Source organism: Streptomyces sp. NBC_01142 (genome assembly GCF_026341125.1).
Taxonomy (GTDB): Bacteria; Actinomycetota; Actinomycetes; order Streptomycetales; family Streptomycetaceae; genus Streptomyces.
The window spans coordinates 1,551,646-1,578,556 of sequence record NZ_JAPEOR010000001.1 but is presented as its reverse complement, the minus strand read 5'-3'; the positions used below and the strand labels follow the sequence as shown (position 1 = coordinate 1,578,556).

Annotated in this window: 23 protein-coding genes; 5 read left to right on the top strand and 18 right to left on the bottom strand. The window is 70.4% G+C overall.

All coding sequences use genetic code 11. The annotated features are described in order from the left end of the window. Positions 1-47: 47 nt before the first annotated feature. The 3 genes from OG883_RS07425 to rimP all read right to left on the bottom strand — a co-directional run bounded on the left by OG883_RS07425 (position 48) and on the right by rimP (position 1,950). Positions 48-326, bottom strand: a complete 279-nt coding sequence (locus OG883_RS07425; RefSeq protein WP_266536617.1) for a YlxR family protein — start codon at positions 324-326, stop codon at positions 48-50. 119 nt (positions 327-445) lie between these two features. Next, a complete protein-coding gene (gene nusA / locus OG883_RS07420; RefSeq protein WP_266536614.1) occupies positions 446-1,450 on the bottom strand; it encodes a transcription termination factor NusA in 1,005 nt (334 codons plus the stop codon). A gap of 2 nt (positions 1,451-1,452) precedes the next feature. Next, positions 1,453-1,950: a ribosome maturation factor RimP gene (rimP, locus tag OG883_RS07415; RefSeq protein ID WP_266536612.1), complete on the bottom strand. Its 498-nt coding sequence runs from the start codon at positions 1,948-1,950 to the stop codon at positions 1,453-1,455. A 192-nt stretch (positions 1,951-2,142) separates the two neighbouring features. Here rimP and OG883_RS07410 point away from each other — a divergent pair, with 192 nt between their 5' ends. Genes OG883_RS07410 through OG883_RS07400 form a run of 3 tightly spaced genes read left to right on the top strand, consistent with a single transcriptional unit; the run spans position 2,143 to position 3,913 of the window. Then, positions 2,143-2,589 carry a hypothetical protein gene (locus OG883_RS07410; RefSeq protein ID WP_323180891.1) on the top strand — a complete coding sequence of 149 codons (447 nt, stop codon included), beginning with the start codon at positions 2,143-2,145 and terminating at the stop codon, positions 2,587-2,589. Further along, the gene (locus OG883_RS07405) at positions 2,589-3,020 is read left to right on the top strand and encodes a ferritin-like domain-containing protein (protein ID WP_266536607.1); all 432 of its coding nucleotides are present in this window, start codon (positions 2,589-2,591) and stop codon (positions 3,018-3,020) included. The genes OG883_RS07410 and OG883_RS07405 overlap by 1 nt, the downstream gene beginning before the upstream one ends. 17 nt (positions 3,021-3,037) lie before the next feature. Beyond that, on the top strand, positions 3,038-3,913 hold the full coding sequence (locus OG883_RS07400) for an aminoglycoside phosphotransferase family protein (RefSeq protein ID WP_266536605.1): 876 nt from the start codon (positions 3,038-3,040) through the stop codon (positions 3,911-3,913). A 238-nt stretch (positions 3,914-4,151) separates the two neighbouring features. On the opposite strand, the gene OG883_RS07395 is transcribed toward OG883_RS07400, so the two are convergent. The 11 genes from OG883_RS07395 to OG883_RS07345 all read right to left on the bottom strand — a co-directional run bounded on the left by OG883_RS07395 (position 4,152) and on the right by OG883_RS07345 (position 19,955). Then, positions 4,152-5,843, bottom strand: a complete 1,692-nt coding sequence (locus OG883_RS07395) for a proline--tRNA ligase (RefSeq protein WP_266536602.1) — start codon at positions 5,841-5,843, stop codon at positions 4,152-4,154. A 65-nt stretch (positions 5,844-5,908) separates the two neighbouring features. Then, positions 5,909-6,478: a GNAT family N-acetyltransferase gene (locus OG883_RS07390; protein WP_266536599.1), complete on the bottom strand. Its 570-nt coding sequence runs from the start codon at positions 6,476-6,478 to the stop codon at positions 5,909-5,911. A gap of 30 nt (positions 6,479-6,508) precedes the next feature. Next, complete coding sequence (locus tag OG883_RS07385) at positions 6,509-7,351, bottom strand: GNAT family N-acetyltransferase (RefSeq protein WP_266541332.1); 843 nt, start codon at positions 7,349-7,351, stop codon at positions 6,509-6,511. A 128-nt stretch (positions 7,352-7,479) separates the two neighbouring features. Further along, positions 7,480-8,658, bottom strand: a complete 1,179-nt coding sequence (gene ispG / locus OG883_RS07380; protein ID WP_266536596.1) for a flavodoxin-dependent (E)-4-hydroxy-3-methylbut-2-enyl-diphosphate synthase — start codon at positions 8,656-8,658, stop codon at positions 7,480-7,482. 161 nt (positions 8,659-8,819) lie between these two features. Next, a complete protein-coding gene (locus OG883_RS07375; protein ID WP_266536594.1) occupies positions 8,820-10,121 on the bottom strand; it encodes an RIP metalloprotease in 1,302 nt (433 codons plus the stop codon). Next, positions 10,118-11,380 (bottom strand): 1-deoxy-D-xylulose-5-phosphate reductoisomerase, encoded by a 1,263-nt coding sequence (gene dxr / locus OG883_RS07370; RefSeq protein ID WP_266536592.1) that lies wholly within the window; start codon positions 11,378-11,380, stop codon positions 10,118-10,120. The genes OG883_RS07375 and dxr overlap by 4 nt, the downstream gene beginning before the upstream one ends. 46 nt (positions 11,381-11,426) lie before the next feature. Then, entirely contained in the window at positions 11,427-12,233 is an 807-nt protein-coding gene (locus OG883_RS07365) for a hypothetical protein (protein ID WP_266536590.1), read from the bottom strand. 151 nt (positions 12,234-12,384) lie between these two features. Then, the gene (locus OG883_RS07360; RefSeq protein ID WP_266536588.1) at positions 12,385-14,331 is read right to left on the bottom strand and encodes an acyl-CoA dehydrogenase family protein; all 1,947 of its coding nucleotides are present in this window, start codon (positions 14,329-14,331) and stop codon (positions 12,385-12,387) included. Between the two features lie 206 nt (positions 14,332-14,537). After that, positions 14,538-15,983, bottom strand: a complete 1,446-nt coding sequence (locus OG883_RS07355) for an aldehyde dehydrogenase family protein (protein ID WP_266536585.1) — start codon at positions 15,981-15,983, stop codon at positions 14,538-14,540. A 147-nt stretch (positions 15,984-16,130) separates the two neighbouring features. Further along, complete coding sequence (locus OG883_RS07350) at positions 16,131-17,696, bottom strand: PucR family transcriptional regulator (protein WP_266541329.1); 1,566 nt, start codon at positions 17,694-17,696, stop codon at positions 16,131-16,133. 117 nt (positions 17,697-17,813) lie between these two features. After that, on the bottom strand, positions 17,814-19,955 hold the full coding sequence (locus tag OG883_RS07345; RefSeq protein WP_266536582.1) for an ATP-binding protein: 2,142 nt from the start codon (positions 19,953-19,955) through the stop codon (positions 17,814-17,816). A 271-nt stretch (positions 19,956-20,226) separates the two neighbouring features. Here OG883_RS07345 and gabT point away from each other — a divergent pair, with 271 nt between their 5' ends. Next, a complete protein-coding gene (gene gabT / locus OG883_RS07340) occupies positions 20,227-21,561 on the top strand; it encodes a 4-aminobutyrate--2-oxoglutarate transaminase (protein ID WP_266536580.1) in 1,335 nt (444 codons plus the stop codon). A 129-nt stretch (positions 21,562-21,690) separates the two neighbouring features. Then, positions 21,691-22,488, top strand: a complete 798-nt coding sequence (locus OG883_RS07335; RefSeq protein ID WP_266536578.1) for a phosphatase PAP2 family protein — start codon at positions 21,691-21,693, stop codon at positions 22,486-22,488. Positions 22,489-22,588: 100 nt separating this feature from the next. Here the strand turns inward: OG883_RS07335 and OG883_RS07330 are convergent, their stop codons facing one another. Genes OG883_RS07330 through OG883_RS07315 form a run of 4 tightly spaced genes read right to left on the bottom strand, consistent with a single transcriptional unit; the run spans position 22,589 to position 26,901 of the window. Next, a complete protein-coding gene (locus OG883_RS07330; RefSeq protein WP_266536577.1) occupies positions 22,589-24,001 on the bottom strand; it encodes an FAD-binding oxidoreductase in 1,413 nt (470 codons plus the stop codon). 28 nt (positions 24,002-24,029) lie between these two features. Continuing rightward, positions 24,030-24,827, bottom strand: a complete 798-nt coding sequence (locus OG883_RS07325; RefSeq protein ID WP_266536576.1) for an ABC transporter permease — start codon at positions 24,825-24,827, stop codon at positions 24,030-24,032. Then, positions 24,827-25,753, bottom strand: coding sequence for an ABC transporter permease (locus OG883_RS07320; RefSeq protein ID WP_266536574.1), 927 nt, complete (start codon positions 25,751-25,753; stop codon positions 24,827-24,829). Before OG883_RS07320 ends, OG883_RS07325 begins: the two co-directional genes overlap by 1 nt. Next, a complete protein-coding gene (locus OG883_RS07315) occupies positions 25,750-26,901 on the bottom strand; it encodes an ABC transporter ATP-binding protein (RefSeq protein ID WP_266536573.1) in 1,152 nt (383 codons plus the stop codon). The genes OG883_RS07320 and OG883_RS07315 overlap by 4 nt, the downstream gene beginning before the upstream one ends. Positions 26,902-26,911: the final 10 nt, after the last annotated feature.

The window sequence follows — 26,911 nt, the reverse complement described above, 5'->3', positions numbered from 1 at the left end:
AACTCGCGAGGTACCTGACCGCACGGGGTTCCGTGCCGTACTTCTTCTTACAGTGCTGCCTGCTCGACGTACCGCCTGATTTCGGCGGTACCGAGTGGTCCCTTGACCCTGAAGGCCCGGGGAAACGCCCGGCGGCGGACCGCCAGGTCGAGACAGACCAAGGCGGGGTGAACGTACGCACCCCGGCCGGGCAGCGTACCGCGATCATCGGGGACGCAGGCGTCCTCGGTCATCACGATGCGCAGCAGATCGCGCTTGACCGCTCGCTCCCGGCATCCCACACAGGTTCGCTCAGGGCATACGCGGGTCTGCGTCCGGCCAGACACGTTTAAGTCTACCTCCCCGCACCGACCTCACCCCTTTGGGGCAAGAATCGAACGGTTGTTGTCCTGATCTCGGCGAGATCCCGCCATCAACGGAACCGGATCCCGCCTGGAAACATTCCTCAGCCCTGGTCGGAGCCCTGGTCGGGCTGCTCCGTGTCGGGGCGGATGTCGATGCGCCAGCCGGTGAGGCGGGCGGCCAGCCGGGCGTTCTGCCCTTCCTTGCCGATCGCCAGCGACAGCTGGTAGTCCGGCACGGTCACCCGCGCGGAACGTGCGCCCAGATCGACGACCTCGACCTTGCTGACGCGGGCCGGCGAGAGGGCGTTCGCCACCATCTCGGCCGGGTCGTCCGACCAGTCGACGATGTCGATCTTCTCGCCGAGCAGCTCGGCCATGACATTACGCACACGCCCGCCCATCGGGCCGATGCAGGCGCCCTTGGCATTGAGGCCCGAGCGGGTCGAACGGACGGCGATCTTGGTGCGGTGGCCGGCCTCGCGGGCGATCGCCGCGATCTCGACGCTGCCGTCCGCGATCTCCGGGACCTCCAGCGCGAAGAGCTTCTTCACCAGGTTGGGGTGGGTACGGGACAGCGTCACGGACGGTCCGCGCACACCCTTGGCCACCCGGACCACGTACGTACGCAGCCGCAGGCCGTGGGTGTACTCCTCGCCCGGCACCTGCTCCTGCACCGGCAGGATCGCCTCGAGCTTGTCGTCCAGCTTGACCAGGACGTTCTTGGGGTCCTTGCCCTGCTGCACCATACCGGCGACGACATCGCCCTCACGGCGGGCGTACTCGCCGAAGGTGACGTCGTTCTCCGCGTCCCGCAGCCGCTGCTGGATGACCTGGCGGGCGGTGGTGGCGGCGATCCGGCCGAAGTCCGACGGGGTGTCGTCGAACTCCTTGGGCTCCTGGCCCTCTTCGAGGTCGGCCGCCTCCTCCTTCGCCCACACCGTCACATGGCCGGTGTCCCGGCTGAGCACGACGCGCGCGTGGCGGCGGCTGCCCTCGGTGCGGTGGTACGCGATGAGGAGGGCCGACTCGATCGCCTCGACCAGCAGGTCGAAGGGGATCTCCTTCTCTTGTGCCAAGCCCTTCAGGAGCTTCACGTCGATGTCCACGGCTACGCCTCCTCTTCCTTCTTGTCCTTGCGGTTGAACTCGATCTCCACGCGGGCCTTGGCGATGTCCGCGAAGGTGACACGGCGGGCGGTGGGCTTGCGCCCCTTCACGCCCGGCACTTCGAGGTCGAGTCCCTCGTCGTCCACGGTGAGGATGCGGGCCACCAGCTCGCCGCCCTCGTGCAGCTGCAGCTTCACCAGCCGTCCGACGGCGCGCACATAGTGGCGGTGCTGGGTCAGGGGACGGTCGGCTCCGGGCGAGCTCACCTCGAGGACGTACTCGCCCTCTCCCATCGCGTCACTCTCGTCGAGCTTCTCGGAGATGGCGCGGCTGAGCTCTGCGCAGGCGTCCAGCTCGACGCCCTCGTCGGAGTCCACGATGATCCTCAGCATGCCGCGTCTGCCCGCCCGGGACACCTCGATCTCTTCCAGATCCAGGTCCGCGGCGCTGACGAGCGGTTCCAGCAGCCCGCGCAGCCTGTCGCTCTGGGTGGTGCTCATCCGGGTGACTCCTCGGCCGCGTGTGCTGTTGTGGGGATCGTCGTGTCAGATCAAAGGGTATCCGGTCCCAGGGGGTGTTGCCGTCCACCTCCGCCGGACCCGCAGGTACGCTCGCCTGCGGCGATGATCACTGCGAGCCCGAGGGAGACACGCGTGGGGCGCACCGGGACAACACGAAGGCGTGCGCTCATCGTGACGGGGGCTGCCGCTGCCTCCCTGTTGACGGGCTGTTCGAGCGAGGAGCCCGAGGGGCGGCGTACGTCCGGTTCCGCTCCCGACTCCGCCCGCACCGAGGCCGCGCTGCGTCGCGGACTCGCCGCGGCGAGCGGCGCGCTGCGGGACCAGTACGACGCCGTCATCGCGCAACATCCCTCGCTGGCACGCAAGTTGACGGACATGCGGGAGGCGGTGGCCGAGCACGCGAAGGCGCTCGGGGGATCGCCCGCCGCGCCCGCCGCGGCTGCGTCGGCGGGCGATCCCGGGGCCGCGTTGAAGGCACTGGGCGCGGCAGAGCGCCGTACCTCCGACGCGTACACCACCGCCCTCGCGGACGCGGAGCCCGAGCTGGCACGGCTGCTCGCCTCGGTCGCGGCGGCCGGCGCCGCGCATGCGTACCTGCTGTCGAAGGGGGACTCCTGATGAGCACACTGGACGCCGTACAGGCCGCGCTCGCCGCGGAACATGCGGCGGTGTACGGATACGGGGTCGTCGGCGCCCGGATCGGCAAGGACCGCGAGGGCGAGGCCACCGCCGGGTACGACGCGCACCGGGCCCGGCGGGACGCGCTGGCGCGCACCGTGCGTGACCTGGACGGGAAGCCGGTCGCGTCGGAGGCGGCGTACGCTCTGCCCTTCCCGGTGCCGGACGCGGCCGCGGCGGTCCGCCTCGCCGCGGTGCTGGAGGACCGGGTCGCGGGCGTCTACTCCGATCTCGTACGGGCCGCGGAGGGGCCGCTGCGGCAGGAGGCCGCGGGCGCGCTGCGCGAGGCGGCCGTCCGTGCGGTGCGCTGGCGCGGCAGCGGCGTAGCCTTTCCTGGGCTCGCCGAGCGGACCGGCAGTCGAGCGCGCTGAAAGGGAACAACCAACGTATGGCTTTCGAACCGCCACAGCGGCTCGTCCGGGCACTCGGCGAGAGTGACGACTGGCTCGGGCAGTTGCCCAAGATCGCCCAGGAGGCGGTGGACCGGCACGGGCTGGAGGTCGAGCGCGTGGTGGTGCCGGGCGGCCGGAGCAGCCTGGTCGTTCTCGTACGCCGGCCCGACGGCACCCCCGCGGCCCTGAAGATCGCGCCGCCCCTCGCCTCCCCCGCGCTGGAACAAGCGGCGCTGGAGCACTGGGACGGGTGGGGCGCGGTGCGTCTGCTCGCACGTGCGGAGGACGCCCTGCTGCTGGAGCGGCTGCACCCGGAGGTCTCGCTGCGGTCCCTGCCGGAGGCGAAGGCCCTGCTGGAGGCGGCGGGAACGGTACGGCGGCTGTGGATCGAGCCGCCCGCCGGCCACGGCTTCGAGACGGTCGCCGAGCGCACGGCGCGCGAGGCGGAGGCGGTGCGGGGCTTCGGCGACCCGACGGCGGCCGGGCTGGTCTCGGCGGCCGTGGCCGCCCGCGACGAGCTCACCGCGTCCTCGCCCGAACTCCTGCTGCTGCACGGCAACTTCCGCCAGGGCAAGGTGCTCGGCGGCGACCGTACGCCGTGGCTGGCGGTCGGCCCGGAACCACTCGTCGGCGAACGCGCCTACGACTTGGCGCGCCTGGTCCGCGACCGGGTGGAGGACCTGATCGCCGCCTCCGCGGGGGCAGCGGCGGCCCGCCGCAGGGTCAACAGGCTCGCGGACTCCCTGGAGGTGGACCGCGAACGCCTGCGCGGCTGGACGCTGTTCCGCGCGGTGGAGTCGGGAACGCGGGCGATCAGGGCGGGACGCCGCCAGGAGGGCGAACTGGCGCTGGAGTTCGCGTCCTGGCTGTAGTTTTCCCCCTTCTCGGGGGGAGTTGAACGGGGGGCTGACGCCGCCACACCCCCGGAAAGCACCGGCTTTACGGCGTGAAGGCCCCGGAACTCGGCGGCTCCGCAGGGGGCCGGACGCGGGCCGATGCTCGAAGGCGCCCACTCCCCGCCCAGGCGGCACACGTGGCCCGCGCGAGCGGGGAGGGTGGGGCGGGGCCAGTCCACCGCCCCACCCCCCGGGCCGTCAGGCCGTCAGACCGTCAGGCGCTGAGGCGGGCGATCGCCTCGGCCACCGTCAGTTCCTCGCGCTCTCCGGTGCGGCGGTCCTTGAGTTCCACCACGCCCTCGGCCGAGCGACGGCCCGCCACCAGGATCTTCGGGACGCCGATCAGCTCCGCGTCGGTGAACTTCACGCCCGGGGAGACTCCGGGGCGCTCGTCGACCAGCACCCGCAGGCCCGCCGCCGCGAGCTTCTCCGCGACCTCGATCGCCAGCTCCGTCTGGAGCGCCTTGCCCGCCGCCACCACGTGGACATCCGCCGGCGCGATCTCGCGCGGCCAGCACAGACCCTTGTCGTCGGCCGTCTGCTCGGCCAGCGCCGCCACCGCGCGCGAGACGCCGATGCCGTACGAGCCCATGGTCACGCGGACCGGCTTGCCCTGCTGGCCCAGTACATCGAGCTGGAAGGCGTCGGCGTACTTGCGGCCCAGCTGGAAGATGTGACCGATCTCGATCGCGCGGTCGAGGCTGAGGTCGCTGCCGCACAGCGGGCAGGGGTCGCCGTCCTCGACCACGACGACGTCGAGGTACTCGTCGACCTCGAAGTCGCGGCCGGCAACGACATTCTTCGCATGCGTGTCGGGCTTGTTGGCGCCGGTGACCCAGGCCGTGCCCGGCGCGACGCGCGGGTCAGCGATGTAGCGGATCTTCAGGCCCTGCGGGCCGACATAGCCGCGCACCAAGTCTGGGCGGTCGGCGAAGTCCTCTGCGGTGACCAGCTCGACGACTGCCGGGGCCAGGTGGTCGGAGAGCTTGCCGAGGTCCACCTCGCGGTCGCCCGGCACGCCCACCGCGACGATCTCGCCGTCCACCTTGACCAGCAGGTTCTTCAGGGTGGCGGAAGCCGGTACACCCAGGTGCGCGGCGAGCGACTCGATCGTCGGGGTGTCGGGGGTGTCCAGCTCCTCGACCGGGCCGATCCCGGAGGCGTCCTCCGGCTCGGTCCTGAAGGTCACGGCTTCGGTGTTGGCCGCGAACTCGCAGTTCGGGCAGTCCACAAAGGTGTCCTCGCCGGCCGGGGCCGGTGCCAGGAACTCCTCCGACGCCGAGCCGCCCATCGCGCCCGAGATCGCCGAGACGATCCGGTGGTCCAGGCCCAGCCGCTGGAAGATCTTGATGTACGCCTCGCGGTGCAGGGCGTACGACTCGGCCAGGCCCTCGTCGGTCGTGTCGAAGGAGTACGAGTCCTTCATCTGGAACTCACGGCCGCGCAGGATGCCCGCGCGCGGACGTGCCTCGTCGCGGTACTTCGTCTGGATCTGGTAGAGGATCACCGGCAGGTCCTTGTAGGACGTGCACTGGTCCTTGACCAGCTGGGTGAAGATCTCCTCGTGCGTCGGGCCCAGGAGATAGTCGGCCCCCTTGCGGTCCTTGAGGCGGAACAGCTCGGCGCCGTACTCCTCCCAGCGGCCCGTTGCCTCGTACGGCTCCTTGGGCAGCAGCGCCGGCAGCAGCACCTCCTGCGCGCCGATCGCGTCCATCTCCTCGCGCACCACACGCGTGACGTTCTCCAGGACCTGCTTGCCGAGCGGCAGCCAGCTCCAGATGCCCGCGGCGTTGCGGCGGACATACCCGGCGCGCACCAGCAGCTTGTGATTGAGCGTCTCGGCGTCCGCCGGGTCGTCGCGCAATGTCTTGATCATCAGACGGGACATGCGCTGGACCTGGGCCATGGTGAACTCCTGCTCGGAATGTGTGATGAGCAGGAGGTTAGCCGGGGCGCACCGGCAGGCGGAAATCAGTTCTCGCGGAGCAGCGGCAGCGTGGCGCCCATCACGGCGTACGGACTGGGCGCACTGGGGAACATCACCTGGCGCGCGAGGTCCTGGTATCCGAGCCTGCGGTACAGGCCGCGGGCCGGGCTCTCGATGTCGATGGCGGACAGGATGGAGCGCGGCTGGCCGGCCCCGTCGGTGATCGTGGTGATCAGTGTGCGGCCGATGCCCCGCCCCTGGAAGTCGGGGTGGACATGAAGTTCGGTGATGACGAAGGAGTCGTCGAGCCACGCGTCGGAGCCGGTGTTGCGCAGATACGGTTCGACGACGGTGGACCACCAGTGGGTGCGGTCGTTCGGCATTCCGTACACGAATCCGACGAGCCGGCCGGACTCCGTCATCGCCCCGAGCGCGCGGGCCCCGGGGTGGAGGAGGTGCCGGAGCACGATGAAGCGGCGTACGTCGATCTCGTCGTCGCTGAGACCGAAGGCGAGGGCCTGCACCGCGAGGGCGTCGTCCACCCGGTCGGCGAGATCGACCGGTCCGATCGCAACGCTGGGTGTCGCGGGTCCGCCTCCAGAAAGTGCTGCCATGCGCGAAACCCTACTTGTCCCCACGCTCGGTCAGAACAGCACGCTCATGAAGGCACCGACCTCACTGAAGCCGACCCGCCGGTACGCCGCCCTGGCCGCGGTGTTGTAGTCGTTGACGTACAGGCTGACCACCGGCGCGACGTCCGCCAGCGCGTAGCGCAGCACCGCCGCCATACCGGTCTCGGACAGCCCGCGGCCGCGGAACTCCGGGGCGACCCACACCCCCTGGATCTGGCAGGCCTGGGACGTGGCCGCGCCGATCTCGGCCTTGAAGACGACCTTGCCGTCGTCGATGCGGGCGAACGCCCGCCCGGCGCCGACCAGTTCGGCCACTCTCGCCTGGTAGAGCAGTCCACCGTCGCCGGTCATCGGCGAGATGCCGACCTCCTCGGTGAACATGGAGATGCACGCCGGCATGATCACGTCCATCTCGTCCTTGCGGATGCGGCGGACGTACGGATCGGGCTCGATGCCGTCCGCGAGCTGCTCGGTCACCATGAGCGGCTGATGGCCGCGTACGTCCCTGGCCGGGCCCCAGCCCGGCTCGAGGAGACGCCACAACTGGGCGGTGGACTCGGCCGGGCCGACGATGGAGGAGCAACGACGGCCCGCCCTGCGTGCCCGGTCGGCGAAGCCGCGCACGGCTTCGGGGGTGGCGCAGATGGGAACAAGATTGGCGCCGGAGTAGCAGAGCGAGCGCAGCCGTCCGTCCGCGTACCAGCCCCACATCTCGCCGCCGAGGCGCCAGGGGTCGAGCCCGGCGACCTGGACACGGGATGTGACGAAAGCGTTCGCCACGGGCTCGCTCTCAAGGATGGCGAGCGCTGCGCCGAGGTCGCTGGGTTCGAGGACCCGGGTGGTGGTCTGCGTCAACACGAGGGGGCCTCACCATACGGTCTGCTGGTCTCCGAAACTGTACCTGGCAGGTCCGCGGCGTGCCCCGTGCACGACGAGACCCCGCCGCTCGGTGCGACGGGGCCCGTGTGCGGCGCTCTGCGTCGTCAGCGGACGGAGACCTCGGGCTCGCCCACGGCATCGACCACCGGCATCCCGGAGGGGACGCCGTCCCTCTCCATCTGCTCGGCGATCTTCATCGCCTCTTCGATGAGGGTCTCGACGATCTTCGACTCGGGAACGGTCTTGATGACCTCGCCCTTCACGAAGATCTGGCCCTTGCCGTTGCCCGACGCCACACCGAGGTCCGCTTCCCTCGCCTCGCCCGGGCCGTTGACGACACAGCCCATGACCGCGACGCGCAGCGGCACCTCCATGCCCTCCAGACCGGCACTGACCTGGTCGGCGAGCTTGTAGACGTCGACCTGGGCGCGGCCGCAGGAGGGGCAGGAGACGATCTCCAGGCGGCGCTGCTTGAGGTTGAGCGACTCCAGGATCTGGAGGCCGACCTTGACCTCCTCGACGGGCGGCGCGGAGAGCGAGACACGGATCGTGTCGCCGATGCCCTCGCTCAGCAGCGCACCGAAGGCGACCGCGGACTTGATGGTGCCCTGGAAGGCGGGACCGGCCTCGGTGACGCCGAGGTGCAGGGGGTAGTCGCTCTGCGCGGCCAGCTGGCGGTAGGCGTTGACCATCACGACCGGATCGTTGTGCTTGACCGAGATCTTGATGTCACGGAAACCGTGCTCCTCGAAGAGGGACGCCTCCCACAGCGCGGACTCCACCAGCGCCTCCGGGGTGGCCTTGCCGTACTTCCTCAGCAGCCGCGCGTCCAGCGAACCGGCGTTGACGCCGATACGGATCGGGGTGCCGGCCGCGGAGGCCGCCCTGGCGATCTCCTTGACCTTGTCGTCGAACTGCTTGATATTGCCCGGATTGACCCGGACCGCCGCACAGCCCGCGTCGATCGCCGCGAAGACGTACTTCGGCTGGAAGTGAATATCCGCGATCACCGGGATCTGCGACTTGCGCGCGATCGTCGCCAGCGCGTCCGCGTCGTCCTGAGTGGGACAGGCCACCCGCACGATCTGACAGCCCGACGCCGTCAGCTCGGCGATCTGCTGCAGCGTCGCCCCGACATCGGAAGTCCTGGTCGTCGTCATCGACTGCACCGACACGGGGGCATCCCCGCCCACGGCCACCGAGCCGACCTGGATCTTGCGGGTGACCCTCCGGTCGGCGAGCTTCGTCGGAACGGACGGCATTCCGAGAGAAATTGCAGTCATCTGCTGTGCAACCCCAAGGTGTGGATCAAGGTCCCGAGATCGGCGGGCTCCAGCCTTCGAGATTACGGCACTGAGGTTCCGCCCAGCACACCGCTCCGCAAAATCCACCCAAAGGCGACGGCCGGGCAAAAAGAGTGCCCGGCCGTCACAAAGGGAACCACTCAGCTGATTTTGACCGGGTTGACGATGTCGGCGACCAGCACGAGCAGGGTGAAGCAGATGAAGATGCTCGCCACGACGTACGCGACCGGCATCAGCTTGGCCACGTCGAACGGACCGGGGTCGGGGCGCCGGAACACCTTCGCGACCTTACGGCGTACGGACTCCCACAGCGCTCCCGCGATATGCCCGCCGTCCAGCGGCAGCAGCGGCAGCATGTTGAACAGGAACAGCGAGAGGTTGAAGCCCGCGAGCAGCAGCATGAACCACGCCACGATGTTCTGTGTCGGGGCGTCCACGTTCATCAGCTCACCGCTGATGCGGGCGGCGCCGACCACACCGACCGGGGAGTCGTCCTTGCGCTCTCCGTCACCGAAGGCCGCGTTCCACAGGTCGGGGACCTTGGACGGCAGCACGATGATCGCCTCGGCACCGTTCTGGATCATGTCGCCCATGCGGTCCACGGAATCGGTGAAGGTGAGCGGGAGGATCTCGGTCCTGGCCGCGAAGCCGAGGTAGCCGGCCTCGACGAACTTCTTGGGGATGACCTCACCGTCCGCGTCCTTCGCCGCGACCATGTTCTTGGCGAGCGTGGCCTTGAGGACTTCCTCCTGGCCGTTGCGCTCCACGGTGATGGTGGCCGGGCCGATCGTCTCGCGGATGTGGCGGGAGAGCGTGGACCAGTCCTCGACGCGCTGCCCGTTGAAGGCAACGATCTTGTCGCCCTCCTGGAGGCCCGCGGCCTGGGCGGGCGAGACCGGGTCGCCCTTCTTGCACGTGTCGCGCTTCTCGCTCTGCGAGATGACGCACTTCTGGACCCCGGCCACATCGGTGGTCTGGGTCGGGAAGCCGAAGGACATGGCCACACCGAGGAAGATCACGACGGCGAGGACCAGGTTCATGAACGGTCCCGCGAACATCACGATGACGCGCTTCCACGGCTTGCGCGTGTAGAAGAGCCGCTTCTCGTCACCCGGCTCGAGCTCCTCGAAGGCCGCCGAGCGGGCGTCCTCGATCATCCCGCGCCAGGGCGAGGTGGACCGGGCCTCGATCCGGCCGTCCTCCCCCGGCGGGAACATCCCGATCATGCGGATGTAGCCACCCATGGGGATGGCCTTGACGCCGTACTCCGTCTCGCCCTTGTGCCGGGACCACACGGTCGGACCGAAGCCGACCATGTACTGGGGCACCCGGATGCCGAAGAGCTTGGCCGTCGAGAGATGGCCCAGTTCGTGCCAGGCAATGGAGAACAGCAGCCCCACGGCAAACAGCGCTATGCCGAGGACCGTCAACAGAATCGTCATGCGCGAGCCTCCGCGGGCCGTCCTTCACTGAATTTCTCTGCCGTCTCACGGGCCCTGGACCGGGCCCAGGTCTCCGCTTCGAGGACGTCCGCCACCGTGAGTGAGGTTCCCGCGGCGGGGGCGCCGTGTTCCGCGACGACTTGGGTGACCGTATCCATGATTCCGTTGAACGGCAGCCGACCGGCGAGAAACGCGTCCACGCACTCCTCATTCGCGGCATTGAACACCGCCGGGGCCGTTCCGCCCAGCTCCCCCACCTGCCGGGCGAGTCCCACCGACGGGAAGGCCTCCGTGTCGAGCGGAAAGAACTCCCAGGCCGAGGCCTTCGACCAGTCGAAGGCGGGGGCCGCGTCCGGGACCCGCTCCGGCCAGCCGATGCCAATGGCGATCGGACCACGCATATCGGGCGGGGTGGCCTGGGCCATGGTCGAGCCGTCCGTGAACTCCACCATCGAGTGGACGTACGACTGGGGGTGGACGACGACCTCGATACGGTCGAAGGGGATGTCGTAGAGGAGATGCGCCTCAATGACCTCCAGGCCCTTGTTGACGAGGGTCGCGGAGTTGATCGTGATCACCGGGCCCATCGCCCAGGTGGGGTGCGCGAGGGCGTCCTTGGGGGTCACGTTCGCCAGCTCGGCTCGCGTACGGCCCCGGAAGGGCCCGCCGGAGGCGGTGACGACGAGCTTGCGTACATCGGCCCTCGTCCCGGCCGCCAGGGCCTGGAAGAGGGCGGCGTGCTCGGAGTCGACGGGGATGATCTGTCCCGGCTTGGCGACGGCCTTGACCAGCGGCCCGCCAACGATGAGCGATTCCTTGTTGGCGAGGGCAAGCGTCCGGCCGGCTTCGAGCGCGGCAAGGGTGGGGGCGAGGCCGATGGAGCCGGTGATGCCGTTGAGCACGGTGTGGCAGGCGGAGGCGGCGAGCTCGGTGGCGGCGTCGGGGCCGGCCAGGATCTCGGGTACGGAGTCGTTTCCGTACTCCTGCGCCAGCGCCTCGCGCAGCGCGGGCACCACGTCCTCGCGGGCCACCGCGACCGTGTCGACACGCAACTGCCGTGCCTGCTCGGCAAGGAGTCCGACCCGGCCGCCCGCTGCGGAGAGCGCGGTGACGCGGAAGCGGTCGGGATTGCGCAGGACCAGGTCGATGGCCTGCGTGCCGATGGACCCGGTGGAGCCGAGGACGACGATGTCCCGGCGGCCGTCGGACGCGTCGAAGGCGATGTGCGGGTCGGCGAGGGGGGATGGGCTGTCGCTCATCCCCCCATTGTGGCCGCTCCTCCTGTCCGTCCGGACAGTGCGTCCCCTATGCGCCGGACTTGTGGCCCGTCCGGAACTTCTCCCACTGCGCCGTGATGACCTCCTCGGGCACTGCCCCGATGTCCTTGGTGCCGAGGTAGTCGGCACGGAAGGAGAGCGTGGTCGAACCGGACCGGACGACGGTCAGGTATTCGTAGAGCTTCAGCTTCCCCTTCACGTCGAGGGTGGTGAAGCGGTACGCCTTCGCCTCGTCGCCGAGGGCGGGCGCCTTGGCGGGCTCCACCGTGAGGACCTTCGCCTTCGCGATGGCGCGCTCCTCGACATAGCCCTCGGCACACTCGGTGCCCGCGGCAGCCAGCTCCTTCATGACGGCCGCGGCCTCGCCCCTCCCGTACGAGCGCAGCTGTACGAGCACACTGATCCCGATCATCTCGTCGGCGACATCGACCTCGCGGTGGACCTCGGCGGCGGGATCGTGGCCGGTCGCGCCCTCGACGAGGCTGACGAGGGGCTGACATACGGCGGGGTCGGCGGTGTAGTCCTCCCCCAGGGGCGCGCCGAGGGCGGACTCGGAGGCGGTGTACCTGCCGATCCGCTCCCCGTCGGTGAAGGCGGCGGCCTTGAGCTGCGCCTCGGTGAGGGACTCGGTCCCCCGCCCGGGCCCAGAGACGGATGCGGACGGCTTGCCGCCGGTCTCGTCGCTGCCACTCCTGTCGCCGTCGCTGTCGCCGCTGCCGCACGCGGCGACGCCGCTCAGCACGGCCCCGGCGAGCACGGCGAGCGCGGTGACCGCACCACGCCGCCGCTGCCGGCTGCCCTGATTCCGCGCCCCGAACATCCCCGCCCCGAACATCCCTGCCCCGATTCCGTGTTGCCCGTGATCGCGCACTGAGGGACCGATTGTGGGGCACGGGGAGGGAACGGGGCCCGGGGTTGGGGCATTGGGTTGCAAGAAGTGCGTTTGCGGGGCGCGTCCGCGGGCGGGTGGACGCGCCCCGTACGCCTCAGCGGATCGGGCGGTGCACGTTGTCCCGTTCGGCCGGGCCCGGGCTTGCGTCGGCGATCCAGGGGCCTTCGCCGCTGGGGTCGACGATGCCCTGTTCCAGCCAGGTGTACGAACCGAACAGGACGCCGTTCACCACCTTGTGGTCGAGGTCGTCGGTGTTGGACCACAGGCGGGTGAAGAGTTCCTCGACCCGGATACGGGACTGGCGGCAGAAGACATCGGCCAGTTGGTACGCCTCGTGGCCGTACTCCTCGGAGGTGCGCAGCAGTTCGGCCCGTACGCAGGCCGCGCTCATCGCGAAGAGCTCCGCGCCGATGTCGACGATCCGGCCGAGGAAGCCCTGCTTGGTCTCCATACGGCCCTGCCAGCGGGACATGGCGTAGAAGGTGGAGCGGGCCAGCTTGCGGGACGAGCGCTCGACGTAGCGCAGGTGCGAGGAGAGGTCCGGATATCCGGGCGGGTGGAACTCACCGTACGTACGCGGGAGCTGGCCCGGTCCGGTGACCAGTTTCGGGAGCCAGCGGGCGTAGAAGGCCGCTGCGTTCGCGCCCGCCTTGGCCTTGGCCGACAGGGGCTTGTCGGGGTCGATGATGTCGCCGGCCACGGCGAGGTGGGCGTCGACCGCCTCGCGGGCGATCAGGAGGTGCATGATCTCGGTCGAGCCCTCGAAGATGCGGTTGATGCGCAGATCGCGCAGCATCTGCTCGGCCGGGACGGCCCGTTCGCCGCGGGCCGCCAGCGAGTCCGCCGTCTCGAAGCCGCGGCCGCCGCGGATCTGGACCAGTTCGTCGGCCATCAGCCAGGCCATCTCGGAGCCGTACAGCTTGGCCAGCGCCGCCTCGATACGGATATCGTTGCGGTCCTCGTCGGCCATCTGCGAGGAGAGGTCGACGACCGCCTCGAGGGCGAAGGTGGTGGCGGCGATGAAGGAGATCTTGGCGCCGACGGCCTCGTGCCGGGCGACCGGCTTGCCCCACTGCTCGCGCACCGTCGACCATTCGCGGGCGATCTTCAGACACCACTTGCCGGCGCCGACGCACATCGCGGGGAGGGAGAGGCGGCCGGTGTTGAGGGTGGTCAGGGCGATCTTGAGGCCCGCGCCCTCGGGGCCGATGCGGTTCGCGGCGGGGACGCGCACCTGGTGGAAGCGGGTGACGCCGTTCTCGAGGCCGCGCAGGCCCATGAAGGCGTTGCGGTTCTCGACGGTGATGCCCTCGCTCGCCGCCTCGACGACGAAGGCCGTGATGCCGCCCTTGTGACCGTCCGACTTGGGGACGCGGGCCATGACGACGAGGAGGTCGGCGACCACGCCGTTCGTCGTCCAGAGCTTGACGCCGTCGAGGATGTACGAGTCACCGTCCGGGATCGCCGAGGTGGCCAGGCGTGCGGGGTCGGAGCCGACGTCGGGTTCGGTGAGCAGAAAGGCGGAGATGTCGGTGCGGGCCAGGCGCGGCAGGAAGGCGTCCTTCTGCTCCTGCGTGCCGAAGAGCTTCAGCGGCTGCGGGACGCCGATCGACTGGTGGGCGGAGAGCAGCGCGCCCAGCGCCGGGTTCGCCGAGCCGACCAGAGCCAGCGCCTTGTTGTAGTACACCTGGGTGAGACCGAGGCCGCCGTACTTGATGTCGATCTTCATACCGAGGGCGCCGAGCTCCTTGAGCCCATTGATCACCTCGTCGGGAATCCGCGCCTCGCGCTCGATGAGGGCGCCGTCGACCTTCGTCTCGCAGAAGACGCGCAGCTTCGAGAGAAACTCCTCGCCCCGCCGGCTGTCCTCGCCGGCCGGCATCGGATGCGGATGGATCAGATCGAGCCGGAAGCGGCCGAGGAACAGCTCCTTGGCGAAACTGGGCTTGCGCCAGTTCTGTTCGCGCGCGGCCTCGGCGACCTGTCGTGCTTCGCGCTCACTGACCTTCGGAGGCTGGGTCTTTTCGAGTGGAGCGGACATGAGGGTCACCTCGCCGCGAGTCGGGGACTTCCAGGGCGTAGGCCGGGGCGCGGGGCGCCGTGCCGACAGTTGCTACTCGTCCGTAGTACCCGATTACCGACCTCTCCACCAGTGCGCGCACAGCAGATGACACGCCCGGGGGGCCACGACGGACGGCCGGAGCCCCCGCACAGTGGGCTCCGGCCGTCGTCCTGGGCGTACGCGCGTTACAGCGCCAGTCCGGTGAGGACCAGCACCCGCTCGTACGTGTAGTCGTCCATCGCGTACCGCACGCCCTCGCGGCCGACGCCGGACTGCTTGGCGCCGCCGTACGGCATCTGGTCCGCGCGGTACGAGGGGACGTCGCCGACGATCACGCCGCCGACCTCGAGTGCGCGGTGGGCGCGGAAGGCGGTCTGCACATCGTGCGTGAACACGCCCGCCTGCAGGCCGTACTTGGAGTCGTTGACAGCGGCGAAGGCCTCGGCCTCGCCGTCGACCCTGGTGACAGTGAGGACCGGTCCGAAGACCTCCTCGCAGGCGAGGGTGGTGTCCGCCGGGACGTCGGCGAGGACGGTGGGCGCGTAGGAGGCACCGTCGCGCTTGCCGCCGGCCAGCAGCTTCGCGCCGGCCTGCACGGCCTCCTCCACCCAGGACTCCACGCGCTTGGCGGCGTCCTCGCTGACCAGCGGGCCGACGTCGGTGGCGGAGTCGGACGGGTCGCCGGTGACCTGGGTCTCGACGGCCGCGACGATCTTCGGCAGGAGGCGGTCGTACACCGACGCGTCGGCGATCACGCGCTGCACGGAGATGCAGGACTGGCCGCCCTGGTAGTTGGAGAAGGTGGCGATGCGGGTCGCCGCCCAGTCCAGGTCCTTCTCGCTCGCGAAGTCGGCGAGGACGACGGCCGCGCCGTTGCCGCCCAGCTCCAGGGTGCAGTGCTTGCGCGGGACCGAGTCCATGATCGCGTAGCCGACCTTGTCGGAGCCGGTGAAGGAGATGACCGGCAGCCGCTCGTCCTGGACGAGGGCGGGCATCCGGTCGTTCGGGACCGGGAGCACGGACCAGGAACCGGCGGGCAGCTCGGTCTCGGCGAGCAGCTCACCGAGGATCAGCCCGGACAGCGGCGTCGCCGGGGCGGGCTTGAGGATGATCGGCGCGCCGACGGCGAGGGCCGGGGCGATCTTGTGCGCGCACAGGTTCAGCGGGAAGTTGAACGGCGCGATGCCAAGGACGGTGCCCTTGGGGAAACGGCGGGTCAGCGCGAGCCGGCCCTGGCCGCCGGCGTCGGTGTCGAGGCGCTGGGCCTCGCCGCCGTTGAAGCGGCGGGCCTCCTCGGCCGCGAAGCGGAAGACGGAGACCGCACGGCCGACCTCACCGCGGGCCCACTTGACCGGCTTGCCGTTCTCGGCGGAGATCAGCTGGGCGATCTCCTCGGTGCGCTCGACGAGCCGGCGCGAGACATGGTCGAGGGCGGCGGCGCGCACATGGGCCGGGGTGGCCGCGAACTCGTCCCGCACGGCGTGCGCGGCGGCGACGGCCTCCTCGATCTGGGCCTCGGTCGGGACGGAGACCTGACCGACGAGCCGGCCGTCCCAGGGGGAGGTGACGTCGAAGGTGGCCTCGCCGGTGGCCTGGCGGCCGGCGAGCCAGAAGGCGTGGGTGGAAGTCATGATTCGGGTCCCGGCCCTTCCGAGGTAGTTGGGGGTGTCTCGCCCCACCGTAGGACCGGGACGGCGTCTGCGCGTTTGTCCGGGGTGGAGCGTACGGGGAGGGCCGCACGCCACTTCGTCGTACCAGCGCCCCGCGCGCCGCGCCCGCTACTCCGTCGACGGCGCCGAGGTCGTCTTCAGCGACAGCCACAGCTCCATCCGGACGTCCGGATCGTCCAGCGAGCGGCCCAGGATCTCCTCCACCCGGCGCATCCGGTATCGCAGCGTGTGGCGGTGTACGCCCAGGTCGGCGGCGGCCGCGTCCCACTGGCCGTGGCGCGAGAGCCAGGCCCGCAGCGAGGCGACCAGGTCGCCTCGGCCGGTCGCGTCGTGTTCGTACAGCGCGCGCAGCATCCCGTCCGCGAAGGCGCGGACCGCGTCGTCGGCGAGAAGCGGGAGGATCGACCCGGACGCCAGCTCCTCGTGCTCGACCAGGGCGCGACCGCGGCGCCGGGCGACCGAGAGGGCCTGCTCGGCCTGCTTGTAGGCGCCTGCGGCGGCTATCGGCCCGGTCGTTGCCGAGAGCCCGACGACCACCGCGGCGTCCTCGGACTCCTTGTCCGCGTACGCCGTCGCGCAGGCCGCGACGACCGCGCCGCCGTCCGCGGCCAGCACCACCAGCCGGTCGTCGATGTCCGGTACGGCCAGGACCGCCTCGCCGGCCCGCGCGGCCGCCGATTCCAGCAACTCGGCGAACGCCTGGAGCGGATGCTCGGCCGCGGGATCCGGCTCTCCGGCGGATTCGGCGATCAGCAGCCGGAAGGGGGCGTCCAGCAGGCCGCCGTACAGATCACCGGCAACCGCCCGCGCATGGTCCTGCTGGCCGGAGAGAAGCATCCGCAGCACCGCCGCGCCGAGCCGCTGCTCCGCCGCCTGGAGGGCGCGCGAACGCTCCGTGGACAGCGTCAGCAGGGCGACGGCGGAGTGCACGGCGTACCGCTCGGCGGTGCCCAGGGGCGCTCCCGTGCCGACTGCCAGCGCGCCCCTCACGCGACGCCCGGTGCCCAGTGACTGCAGCTCGACCCGGTCGTCGTCCGTGTCGCCGACCACCGCGCTGGCGGGCGCCGGGCGCTCGCGCAGCCGCTCCACGTCGCCGGTGAGCCTGGCAGCCCGCCGCGCCGCCCACTCGGGCGCGGCGGCGACGACCGCGCCGGAGGCGTCGTACAGCGCCGCCCAGCCGTCGATGTGCGTGGCGAGGCGGGCGACGACACCGTCGGGGCCCTCGGCGAGGGCGGCGCGCGTCAGCTCGCGCTGGGCCTCGAAGCCAGCCGTCACCGCCCGGTACTGGTCGGCGGCGTTCGCGGCCGAGACCGCCTTGCTGATGGCGAGGAAGGGGGTGCGGCGCGGGACGGCGAGCAGCGGCAGCCCCTCCTCCTTCGCCGCGTCGACGAGCGCGTCGGGGATGTCCTCGTAGTACACGCCGACGGCGAAGCCGAGCCCGACGACGCCGGCGCCCACCAGCCTGCGCACATAGCGGCGCATCGCCTCGTGATCCTCGGCGTCCAGGGTCATCGCCGTGACGAGCAGCAGCTCGCCGCCCTCCATGTACGGAACGGGGTCGGCGAGCTCACTGACATGCGCCCAGCGCACGGGTGTCTCCAGCCGGTCCTCCCCGGCGCGCACGGTGAGTTTGAGCGCCGAGTGCTGGACGAGCGAGGCAAGCGTGGGCGGCATGGGGACCGTAGGCCCTTCGAGCTGGAGGTGCAGGGGCAGAAAGGTGCAGCGCATTTCGCCGTCCCGTATGAACGGCATACGTCGATTCTGCCAGGGCGTAGCAGTGCCGGGGCCAGGTCAGGTCCGCAGATCCACCAGCAGGGGCGGCGCGTGCTCCCCCCGTACGGTCGTCAGCGAGAGCACGGCGTGCCCCGCGGGCACGGCATGTGCGAGGTCGGACGCGGACCAGCGGGCACGCTCGACCTCGCGCACCGTGATCGCCTCGGCGGTTGCGGCCTTTCCGGTGACCAGGCGGCGCATCAGGTGCAGCGCCTTGGTCAGCGGCTCGTCGGAGATGATCTGCCGGTTGGTGACGTCCCGGGTCTGCACCCATTCGGTGCCCCACGTCTCGGCGAAGCGGCCGCCGTCCCAGGGGGCGAGTCCGGCGAACGCCATCCGGCAGCCGACCGCGCCGAGCAGCGGGCCGCGCAGCGGCTCCGGTACGTCCTCCAGGGTGCGCAGCGCCAGCACCACCCCGGCGTTGGCCGACCGCAGCCGCTGTACCGCGCGCACCGAGTCGCCGGTCACGGTGTACGTCGCGTCGTCCAGGACCAGACAGGCGAAGAGCGACTGGTCGGAGCGGGTGAGCGCGGCCTCGGTGAACTGTGCGAGGACCAGGCGGGCGAGGATCCGGGAGGCCTCGGCGTGGCCGCGCTCGGGCAGGTCGATACGGACCCGCAGCGGGTGCTCGATGGCGCGCAGCGAGAACTGCCGGCCGCCGCCGTCGGTACGGAAGAACTGCGCGAACGCGGGCCGGTCCAGGAAGGCGATCCGCTCGGACAGCAGTACGCCGATGTCGTCGGCGCGGGCGGACTGCCGCTCACGGGCGTCCAGTTCACGCAGCTGGGCGGCGGCGCCGGGGTCGTCCGAGGCGTCCAGGGCGGTGCGCAGCGCATCGACTGCGGCGGGTGCGCCGCCGAGCAGTTCGCGCAGCTCCGGTACGGGAGGGAAGTGGCCGTGGACGCTTTGATACGGGCCGATCAGCTGGGCCAGCGCGGTGGCGGCGCGCCTGCTGTCACCGCTGGGGAGAGTGGCGGCGAGGTCTCCGACGAGGGCTTCGGCGAGCATCCGGGCGGCCTCGTCGGGGTCGTCGGCGCCGCCGTAGAGGTCGAGGTCATGGGTGGAGTCGGGGCGGCCGACGGCGATGACGAGGTCGAAGGCGTCGTCGGGGGCGAGTCCGGTGCCGTACGCCGTGACGGCGACGACGGCGGCACGGTTGGCGAGCGCGAGCAGGCACATCGACTCGACGACGGGGCGCACCAGCCGCACGCTCTTGCCGGACCCGGAGGGCCCGACGGCCACCAGCGAGGTGCCGAGCAGCGCGGGCTCCAGGGCGACGCCGGTGGTGCGCCGCGCGTAGGGGTTGCGGGGGTCGTCGACGGCGGTGCCGATCTTGACCTGTGCGGTGGCCAGATCGTGCGTGGCGCTGCGGACCGGCAGGTCCCGTACGCCGGAGGGATGGGCGCAGGCGGCCGCGCCGTGCCGGCGCACGGTGTCGGTGAAGGCGGCCAGCCGGTCGGGCCTGGCGTGCACGCCCTGCCAGGCGCGCTTGATCCTGGCGTAGTCGACATCGCCGAGCGTCCCGGCGCGGGTGGCCTCGGCGAGCTGCGCGGCGGCTTCCAGCAGACCGGCGGAGCGCAGGTCCGGCCAGTCGGCGGGGTCGGCCTCGGGAGGCGGTGGAGGGGCGGTGACGGGCTTGTCGGCACGGCGTACGTAGCGGTGCCAGATCTCCGGGACGTGCCCGATGCGGGCGAAGAACACCAGCAGTCCGCCGCCGATGATCGCGTAGTAGACGTAGCTGGCGGTGGCCCAGGCGGGCGGGTCGGAACGCCAGGAGTCCGGGGTCAGGACGAGGAGGGGCCAGAGCCAGTAGCGGCCGAGGTAGCCGTTCCAGAGCAGGGACCACAGGAGCCAGCCGCTGAGCAGTGCGACAAGGGCGCCGGCGAAGAGACGGCGTGCGGGGACGCGCTCGGGCTCCTCCTCGGGACGCTCGCGGTGGCCGATGCGCCAGATGCCGGGAGCGGCGGCCGGGCGGGGGGTGCGCAGCCAGTCGACGACGGCGGGCCGGGTGATGGGGGCGTGACCGGGAAGCGCGGGGATGCCGGGTGGGACGGCGGGGGGCACGGCCGGGGGTGGCCCGGCGGGACGCGGCACAGGATTGCCGCGCATACCGCGCGCACCGCTCGCGCCCCGTGCGTCGAATGTGCCTTCGGATTCCATGAACCGCTGCCCCCTGACCAGCCAGGCCCGCTCTGTGCACCCGTCAATCTAGTGCCCCTGCAGGGGCAGTTCGGCGATCGGCGCCCCCCGGGGTGCGGCGTGCGCCGTTCGTCCCCGGCCGGCAGACAGAACCCGGCCCCCGGCGCCCTTGTCCGCGGGGGACAACGACACACCCTCCAACACTCCCGAACGGAGCATGCCCGGGTCCGGTTCCCGCGCCTAGCCTGCGGAGAAAGAGAAGTAGCGTCCGGATCACCCCCAGGAGCCCCTCATGACCGCAATCCCGCAGGAGCGCCGCGTCGTCACCGCCATCCCCGGCCCGAAGTCGATCGAGCTGCAGGCCCGCCGTACCGCCACGGTCGCCGGTGGTGTGGGGTCCGTCCTGCCCGTCTTCACCGCCCGCGCCGGCGGCGGTGTCATCGAGGACGTGGACGGCAACCGCCTCATCGACTTCGGGTCCGGCATCGCCGTGACCTCCGTGGGCGCCTCCGCCGAGGCCGTCGTACGCCGCGCCGCCGCGCAGCTCGCCGACTTCACCCACACCTGTTTCATGGTCACGCCCTACGAGGGGTACGTCGAGGTCTGTGAGCAACTCGCCGAGCTCACCCCCGGCGACCACGCCAAGAAGTCCGCGCTCTTCAACTCCGGCGCGGAGGCCGTCGAGAACGCCGTCAAGATCGCGCGTGCCCACACCAAGCGGCAGGCGGTCGTGGTGTTCGACCACGGCTACCACGGGCGTACCAACCTGACGATGGCGCTGACCGCCAAGAACATGCCGTACAAGCACGGCTTCGGTCCGTTCGCCCCTGAGGTCTACCGCGTCCCGGTCGCCTACGGCTACCGCTGGCCGACCGGCCCGGAGAACTGCGGCGCCGAGGCGTCCGCCCAGGCCATCGACCAGATCTCCAAGCAGGTCGGCGCCGACAACGTCGCCGCGATCATCATCGAGCCGGTCCTCGGCGAGGGCGGCTTCATCGAGCCGGCCAAGGGCTTCCTGCCCGCCATCGCGAAGTTCGCGAAGGACAACGGGATCGTGTTCGTGGCGGACGAGATCCAGTCCGGGTTCTGCCGGACCGGCCAGTGGTTCGCCTCCGAGGACGAGGGCGTCGTCCCCGACCTGATCACCACCGCCAAGGGCATCGCCGGCGGCCTCCCGCTCGCCGCCGTCACCGGCCGCGCCGAGATCATGGACGCCGCGCACGCGGGCGGCCTCGGCGGCACCTACGGCGGCAACCCGGTGGCCTGCGCCGCCGCGCTCGGCTCCATCGAGACGATGAAGGAGCTCGACCTCAACGGCAAGGCCAAGCGCATCGAGGAGGTCATGAAGGGCCGCCTCGCCGCGATGCAGGAGAAGTACGACATCATCGGCGACATCCGTGGCCGCGGCGCGATGATCGCGATCGAGCTGGTCAAGGACCCCGTGTCCAAGACGCCGAACCCGGAGGCGACCGCCGCGCTCGCCAAGGCCTGCCACGCCGAGGGTCTGCTCATCCTCACCTGCGGCACGTACGGCAATGTGCTGCGCTTCCTGCCCCCGCTGGTCATCGGCGAGGACCTGCTGAACGAGGGGCTCGACATCATCGAGCAGGCGCTCGCGGGCGTGTGACGCGCTGTCCCTGCGTTCCGGGGACACCCGGGTCCCGTAGTCGGGGCCTGTGAAGAAGCTGTGGGGGGCCGATGGCGGGATGGAGATCCGGCTGTCGGCCCCTCGCACCCTGCCGTACGGTTCCTGCAGATGAGAGAAACACCCCGCTCGCAGGCGACTGCGGGCGACTCCAGGGCGGAGCCTCCCCAGCCCCGTTCTGGTCGTGCCCTCGCGCACACCACTGGAGCCTCTGGCTCCGGAACTCCTCACCGATCGGATGGCCGCCCGCCCCAAACCCCCCGGGGCGCGCGGCAAACCGGTCCGGCCGGCCTTCTCGGAACCACCCCCCCGGTTCCGAGGCGGCCGGCTTCTCTTTTTCCGGCGCTGTGCGCCCTTGTCTTCGCGCTGATCACCTGGCAGGTCGCTGCCGGCGGGCCGCTGCGCGCGCTGGACGAGCGCGCAAGCCGTGCGGTGGCGGGCCACGGACCGCTCCCTCTCGCGGAGTTCCTCGCCGATCTCGGCAATATGGCCGTCGCACTGCCTGTTCTGGCGGCCGCGATCGCCTATGCCGTATGGCGCGGCCGGCGCCGTGACGCCCTGGCCGTCGCGCTCGCCATGGCGCTCGTACCGGCCCTGGTCGCACCTTTGAAAGCGGTCGTCGACCGGGTGGGGCCGCTGACCGCCGACACCGGCTACTACCCGTCGGGACACGCGGCGACGGCGATGGTGGCGTACTGCGGCGCGGCCCTGCTCGTATCCGTACGGCTGATGCCCGTCGCCGTCCTGCTGACGGTGGCGACGGGCATCGGCCTGGTACTGCGCGGCTACCACTGGCCCCTTGATGTACTGGGCAGTTGGTGTCTGTGCGGGATGCTGCTGCTGATCAGCTCGAGGTGGCCGCGTGTGCGAAACACGCGGCGAAGTTCCTCGAGAACTGCCACTGGTTGACGAGGTCCCGGTTGTTCGACCAGGTCATCAGGCCGCAGGGGGAAAACCCTGTGGTGTCGGCGGCGACCGGGAAGCCGGTCCACAACTGCCTCCGGGCGCCCTAGCTGTCGAAGCCGAGGCCGATCCTGTCCATCGCCTTCAGCCACACATTGCGGCGTCCGCCATTCGCATCGGCCCTGGCCAGCGCCCACTTGGTGAGGCCGATACCGGCCCAGGCGACGGGCTCGGGCGGGAACGGCAGCGGCTTCTTGCGCACCATCTCCAGCTCCGTACGCTCGGTCTGCTCTCCGGAGAGCAGGTCGAGCATCACCTCCGCGCCGAAGCGGGTCGCGCCGACGCCCAGGCCCGTGTATCCGGCGGCATAGGCGACCTTGCCACCGTGCGCGGTGCCGAAGAAGGCGGAGAACCGTGAGCAGGTGTCGATCGCGCCGCCCCAGGCGTGGCTGAAGCGCACGCCCTCCAACTGCGGGAAGCAGTCGAAGAAGTGGGAGGCGAGTTTCAGATAGGTCTCCGGCCGGTGGTCCATCTCGGGGCTGACCCTGCCGCCGTACGGATAGATCGCGTCATAGCCGCCCCACAGAATGCGGTGGTCGGCAGTGATCCGGAAGTAGTGGAACTGATTGGCGCTGTCGCCCAGGCCCTGCCGTCGCTTCCAGCCGATGGCGGCGAGCTGCTCGGCGGTGAGCGGTTCGGTCATCAGCGCATAGTCGTAGACCGGGACGGTGTAGGCGCGTACGCGCCGTACCAGCGAAGGGAAGACATTCGTGCCGAGCGCGACGCTGCGGGCGAAGACCCGGCCGTACGGCGTGCGGACCGCCGTCCCGGCGCCGGACGCGGCCAGTTCCGTGCCGCGGGTGTTCTCGTAGATGCGTACGCCCAGGTCCTGGCAGGCCTGCTTCAGGCCCCAGGCGAGCCGGGCCGGGTGGAGCATGGCGACCCCGCGCCGGTCCCACAGCCCGCCGAGGAAGGTCGGGGAGTTCACCTCGGCGCGGACCGCGTCCTGGTCGAGCAGTTCGAGACCGGTGAAGCCGAGCCTGCTCGCCTCCTCGTACGTCTCGTGGAGTTCCTCGAGCTGGTGGGGCTCGGTGGCGACGTCGATCTCGCCGGTGCGCTCGAAGTCGCAGTCGATGGAGTAGGCCGCGACCGCCGCCTCGATGGCGTCGAGGTTCCGGCCGCCGAGTTCCTCCAGTTTCGCCAGCTCACCGGGCCAGCGGGCGAGTCCGTTGCCGAGGCCGTGGGTGAGGGAGGCGGCGCAGAATCCGCCGTTGCGGCCCGAGGCGGCCCAGCCCACCTCGTGCCCCTCGATCAGTACGACATCCCGCCCGGGGTCGCGCTCCTTGGCCAGCAGCGCGGTCCACAGTCCGCTGTAGCCGCCACCGATGACAAGGAGATCGCAGTGTTCGTCGCCGGTCAGCGCCGGCAGCGCGCCGGGCTTTGCGGGGTCGTCCAGCCAAAAGGAGACGGGCTGGGCGTCGGAAAGTGATGAGGCAAAGGTCATGGCAGCTGGGGCCATGGTTTCCACTCCTTCGGGACCTGCGTGCTTACTTGGGCTGTGCGATGCGCTTGCGCCGGTTGCTGATGGCCTGGCCGGCCACCACGATCAGTACGGCGATGGCGAACATGGCCGTACCGATGACGTTGATCTGGACGGGCGTACCGCGCTGGGCCGAACCCCACACGAACATGGGGAAGGTGACGGTGTTGCCCGAGTTGAAGTTGGTGATGATGAAGTCGTCGAACGAGAGCGCGAACGCGAGCATCGCACCGGCGGCGATACCGGGTGCGGCGATCGGCAGCGTGACGCGTACGAAGGTCTGCACCGGTCCGGCGTACAGATCGCGCGCGGCCTCTTCGAGCCGGGGGTCCATCGACAGCACACGCGCCTTGACCGCCACCACGACGAAGCTGAGGCAGAACATGGTGTGCGCGATGAGGATGGTCATGAAGCCCAGCTGCGCACCCAGGTTGAGGAAGAGCGTCAGCAGTGAGGCGGCCATGACGACCTCGGGCATCGCCATCGGCAGGAAGATCAGCGAGTTGATCGCGCCACGCGCCCGGAAGCGGTAACGGACCAGCGCGAAGGCGATCATCGAGCCGAGCACGGTCGCTCCGACGGTCGCCCAGAAGGCGATCTGGAGGGAGAGGACGAGCGAGCCGCACATGTCGGCGACGCCGCACGGGTCCTTCCAGGCGTCGGTGGAGAACTGCTGCCAGGTGTAGTTGAAGCGCCCGGCCGGCTTGTTGAACGAGAACACCATCACGACGATGTTCGGCAGGATCATGTACGCGAGCGTGAGCAAGCCCGCGATGACCACGAGGTTGCGCCGTATCCAACGCATCAGACGAGATCCTCCGTCCCGGCCCGGCGGATGTAGACGGTCACCATGATCAGCACGACCGCCATGAGAATGAAGGACAGCGCGGCTGCTGTCGGGTAGTCGAGCACCCGCAGGAACTGCGACTGGATGACGTTGCCGACCATCCTGGTGTCCGTGGAGCCGAGGAGTTCGGCATTGACGTAGTCGCCGCTGGCCGGGATGAAGGTCAGCAGCGTGCCGGAGACGACGCCCGGCATGGACAGCGGGAAGGTCACCTTGCGGAAGGTGGTCGACGGCTTCGCGTACAGGTCGCCTGACGCTTCGTGGAGGCGGGGGTCGATCCGCTCCAGCGAGGTGTACAGCGGCAGAATCATGAACGGCAGGAAGTTGTACGTCAGACCGGTGACCACCGCGAGCGGGGTGGCCAGCACCCGGTCGCCCTCGGTCATCCCGAGCCAGCTGGTGACGTCCAGGAAGCCGATGGTGTTGAGGACCTCCACCACCGGTCCGCCGTCGGCGAGGATCGTCTTCCAGGCGAGCGTACGGATCAGGAAGCTGGTGAAGAACGGTGCCAGGACCAGGACCAGGAGCACATTGCGCCAGCGGCCCGCCTTGAACGCGATCAGATACGCGAGCGGGTAGCCGAGCAGCAGACACAGGATCGTGGCGGTGCCGGCGTAGAGCAGCGAGCGCAGGAACTGCGGGTAGTACTCGGTGATCGCGTCCCAGTAGGTCTGGAAGTGCCAGGTGACCTTGAAGCCGTCCTCGAGCGAGCCGGTCTGCACGGAGGTCGAGGCCTGGTAGACCAGCGGCAGCGCGAAGAAGACCACCAGCCACAGAATGCCGGGCAGCAGCAGCCAGTACGGGACCAGTCGGCGGCGGACGGACTTCTTGTGGACGACCGGCGGCCCGGAGGCGGGCGGGGCGGGCGCCTCGGTGACGGTCACGGCGTCACCTCGACCGTCTCCACACCGGCGTCGATGTCCTGAGCGGCGTCGAGCCCGAAGGTGTGCTCGGGGTTCCAGTGCAGGACGACCTCGGCGCCCGGGACGAGGCGCGGGTCCCGCTCGATGTTCTGTACGTACACCTCGAGCTCCGGACAGACCGGGCTGTCGATGACGAACTGGGTGGAGACGCCGATGAAGCTGGAGTCGGCGATCGTGCCGGTGAACCGGTTGCGGCCGCCGGCGATGGTGCCCGCGTCTTCCGCGTACGCCAGGGAGATCTTCTCCGGGCGTACGCCGACCAGCAGCTTTCCGCCGGTCCGGGGTTGTGTGGCACAGCGTTCGGCAGGCAGCCGGAGCTTGGCGTCGGCGGCCGTGACGACCACTTCGCCACCGCTGTTCTCGACGACCTCGGCCTCGATGAGGTTGGAGGTGCCCAGGAAGTTGGCGACAAAGGTCGTCTGCGGGTTCTCGTAGAGATCGGCGGGCGCGCCCAGCTGCTCGACACGGCCGGCGTTCATCACCGCGACCGTGTCGGCCATGGTCATGGCCTCCTCCTGGTCGTGGGTGACATGGACGAAGGTGATGCCGACCTCGGTCTGGATGCGCTTGAGCTCCAGCTGCATCTGGCGGCGCAGTTTGAGGTCGAGGGCGCCGAGGGGCTCGTCGAGGAGGAGCACCTGGGGGTGGTTGATGAGCGCGCGGGCGACGGCGACGCGCTGCTGCTGGCCGCCGGAGAGCTGGTGCGGCTTGCGCTTGGCGAAGTCACCGAGCTCCACGAGGTCGAGCATCTCGCCGACCTGCTTCTTCACCGACTTGATGCCGCGGCGGCGCAGCCCGAACGCGACGTTCTCGTAGATGTCGAGGTGCGGGAAGAGCGCGTACGACTGGAAGACGGTGTTGACCGGGCGCTTGTACGGCGGCAGGTCGGTGACGTCCTTGTCGCCGAGGAAGACGCTGCCGGAGGTGGGATCCTCCAGGCCGGCGATCATCCGCAGCGTGGTGGTCTTTCCGCAGCCGGACGCGCCGAGCAGGGCGAAGAAGGAGCCCTGCGGGACGGTCAGATCGAGAGGCTGCACGGCCGTGAAGGAGCCGTAGGTCTTGCTGATCCCGGAGAGGCGGACATCGCCGCCCTCTGTCTTTTCAGTCATGGGTCGCGGT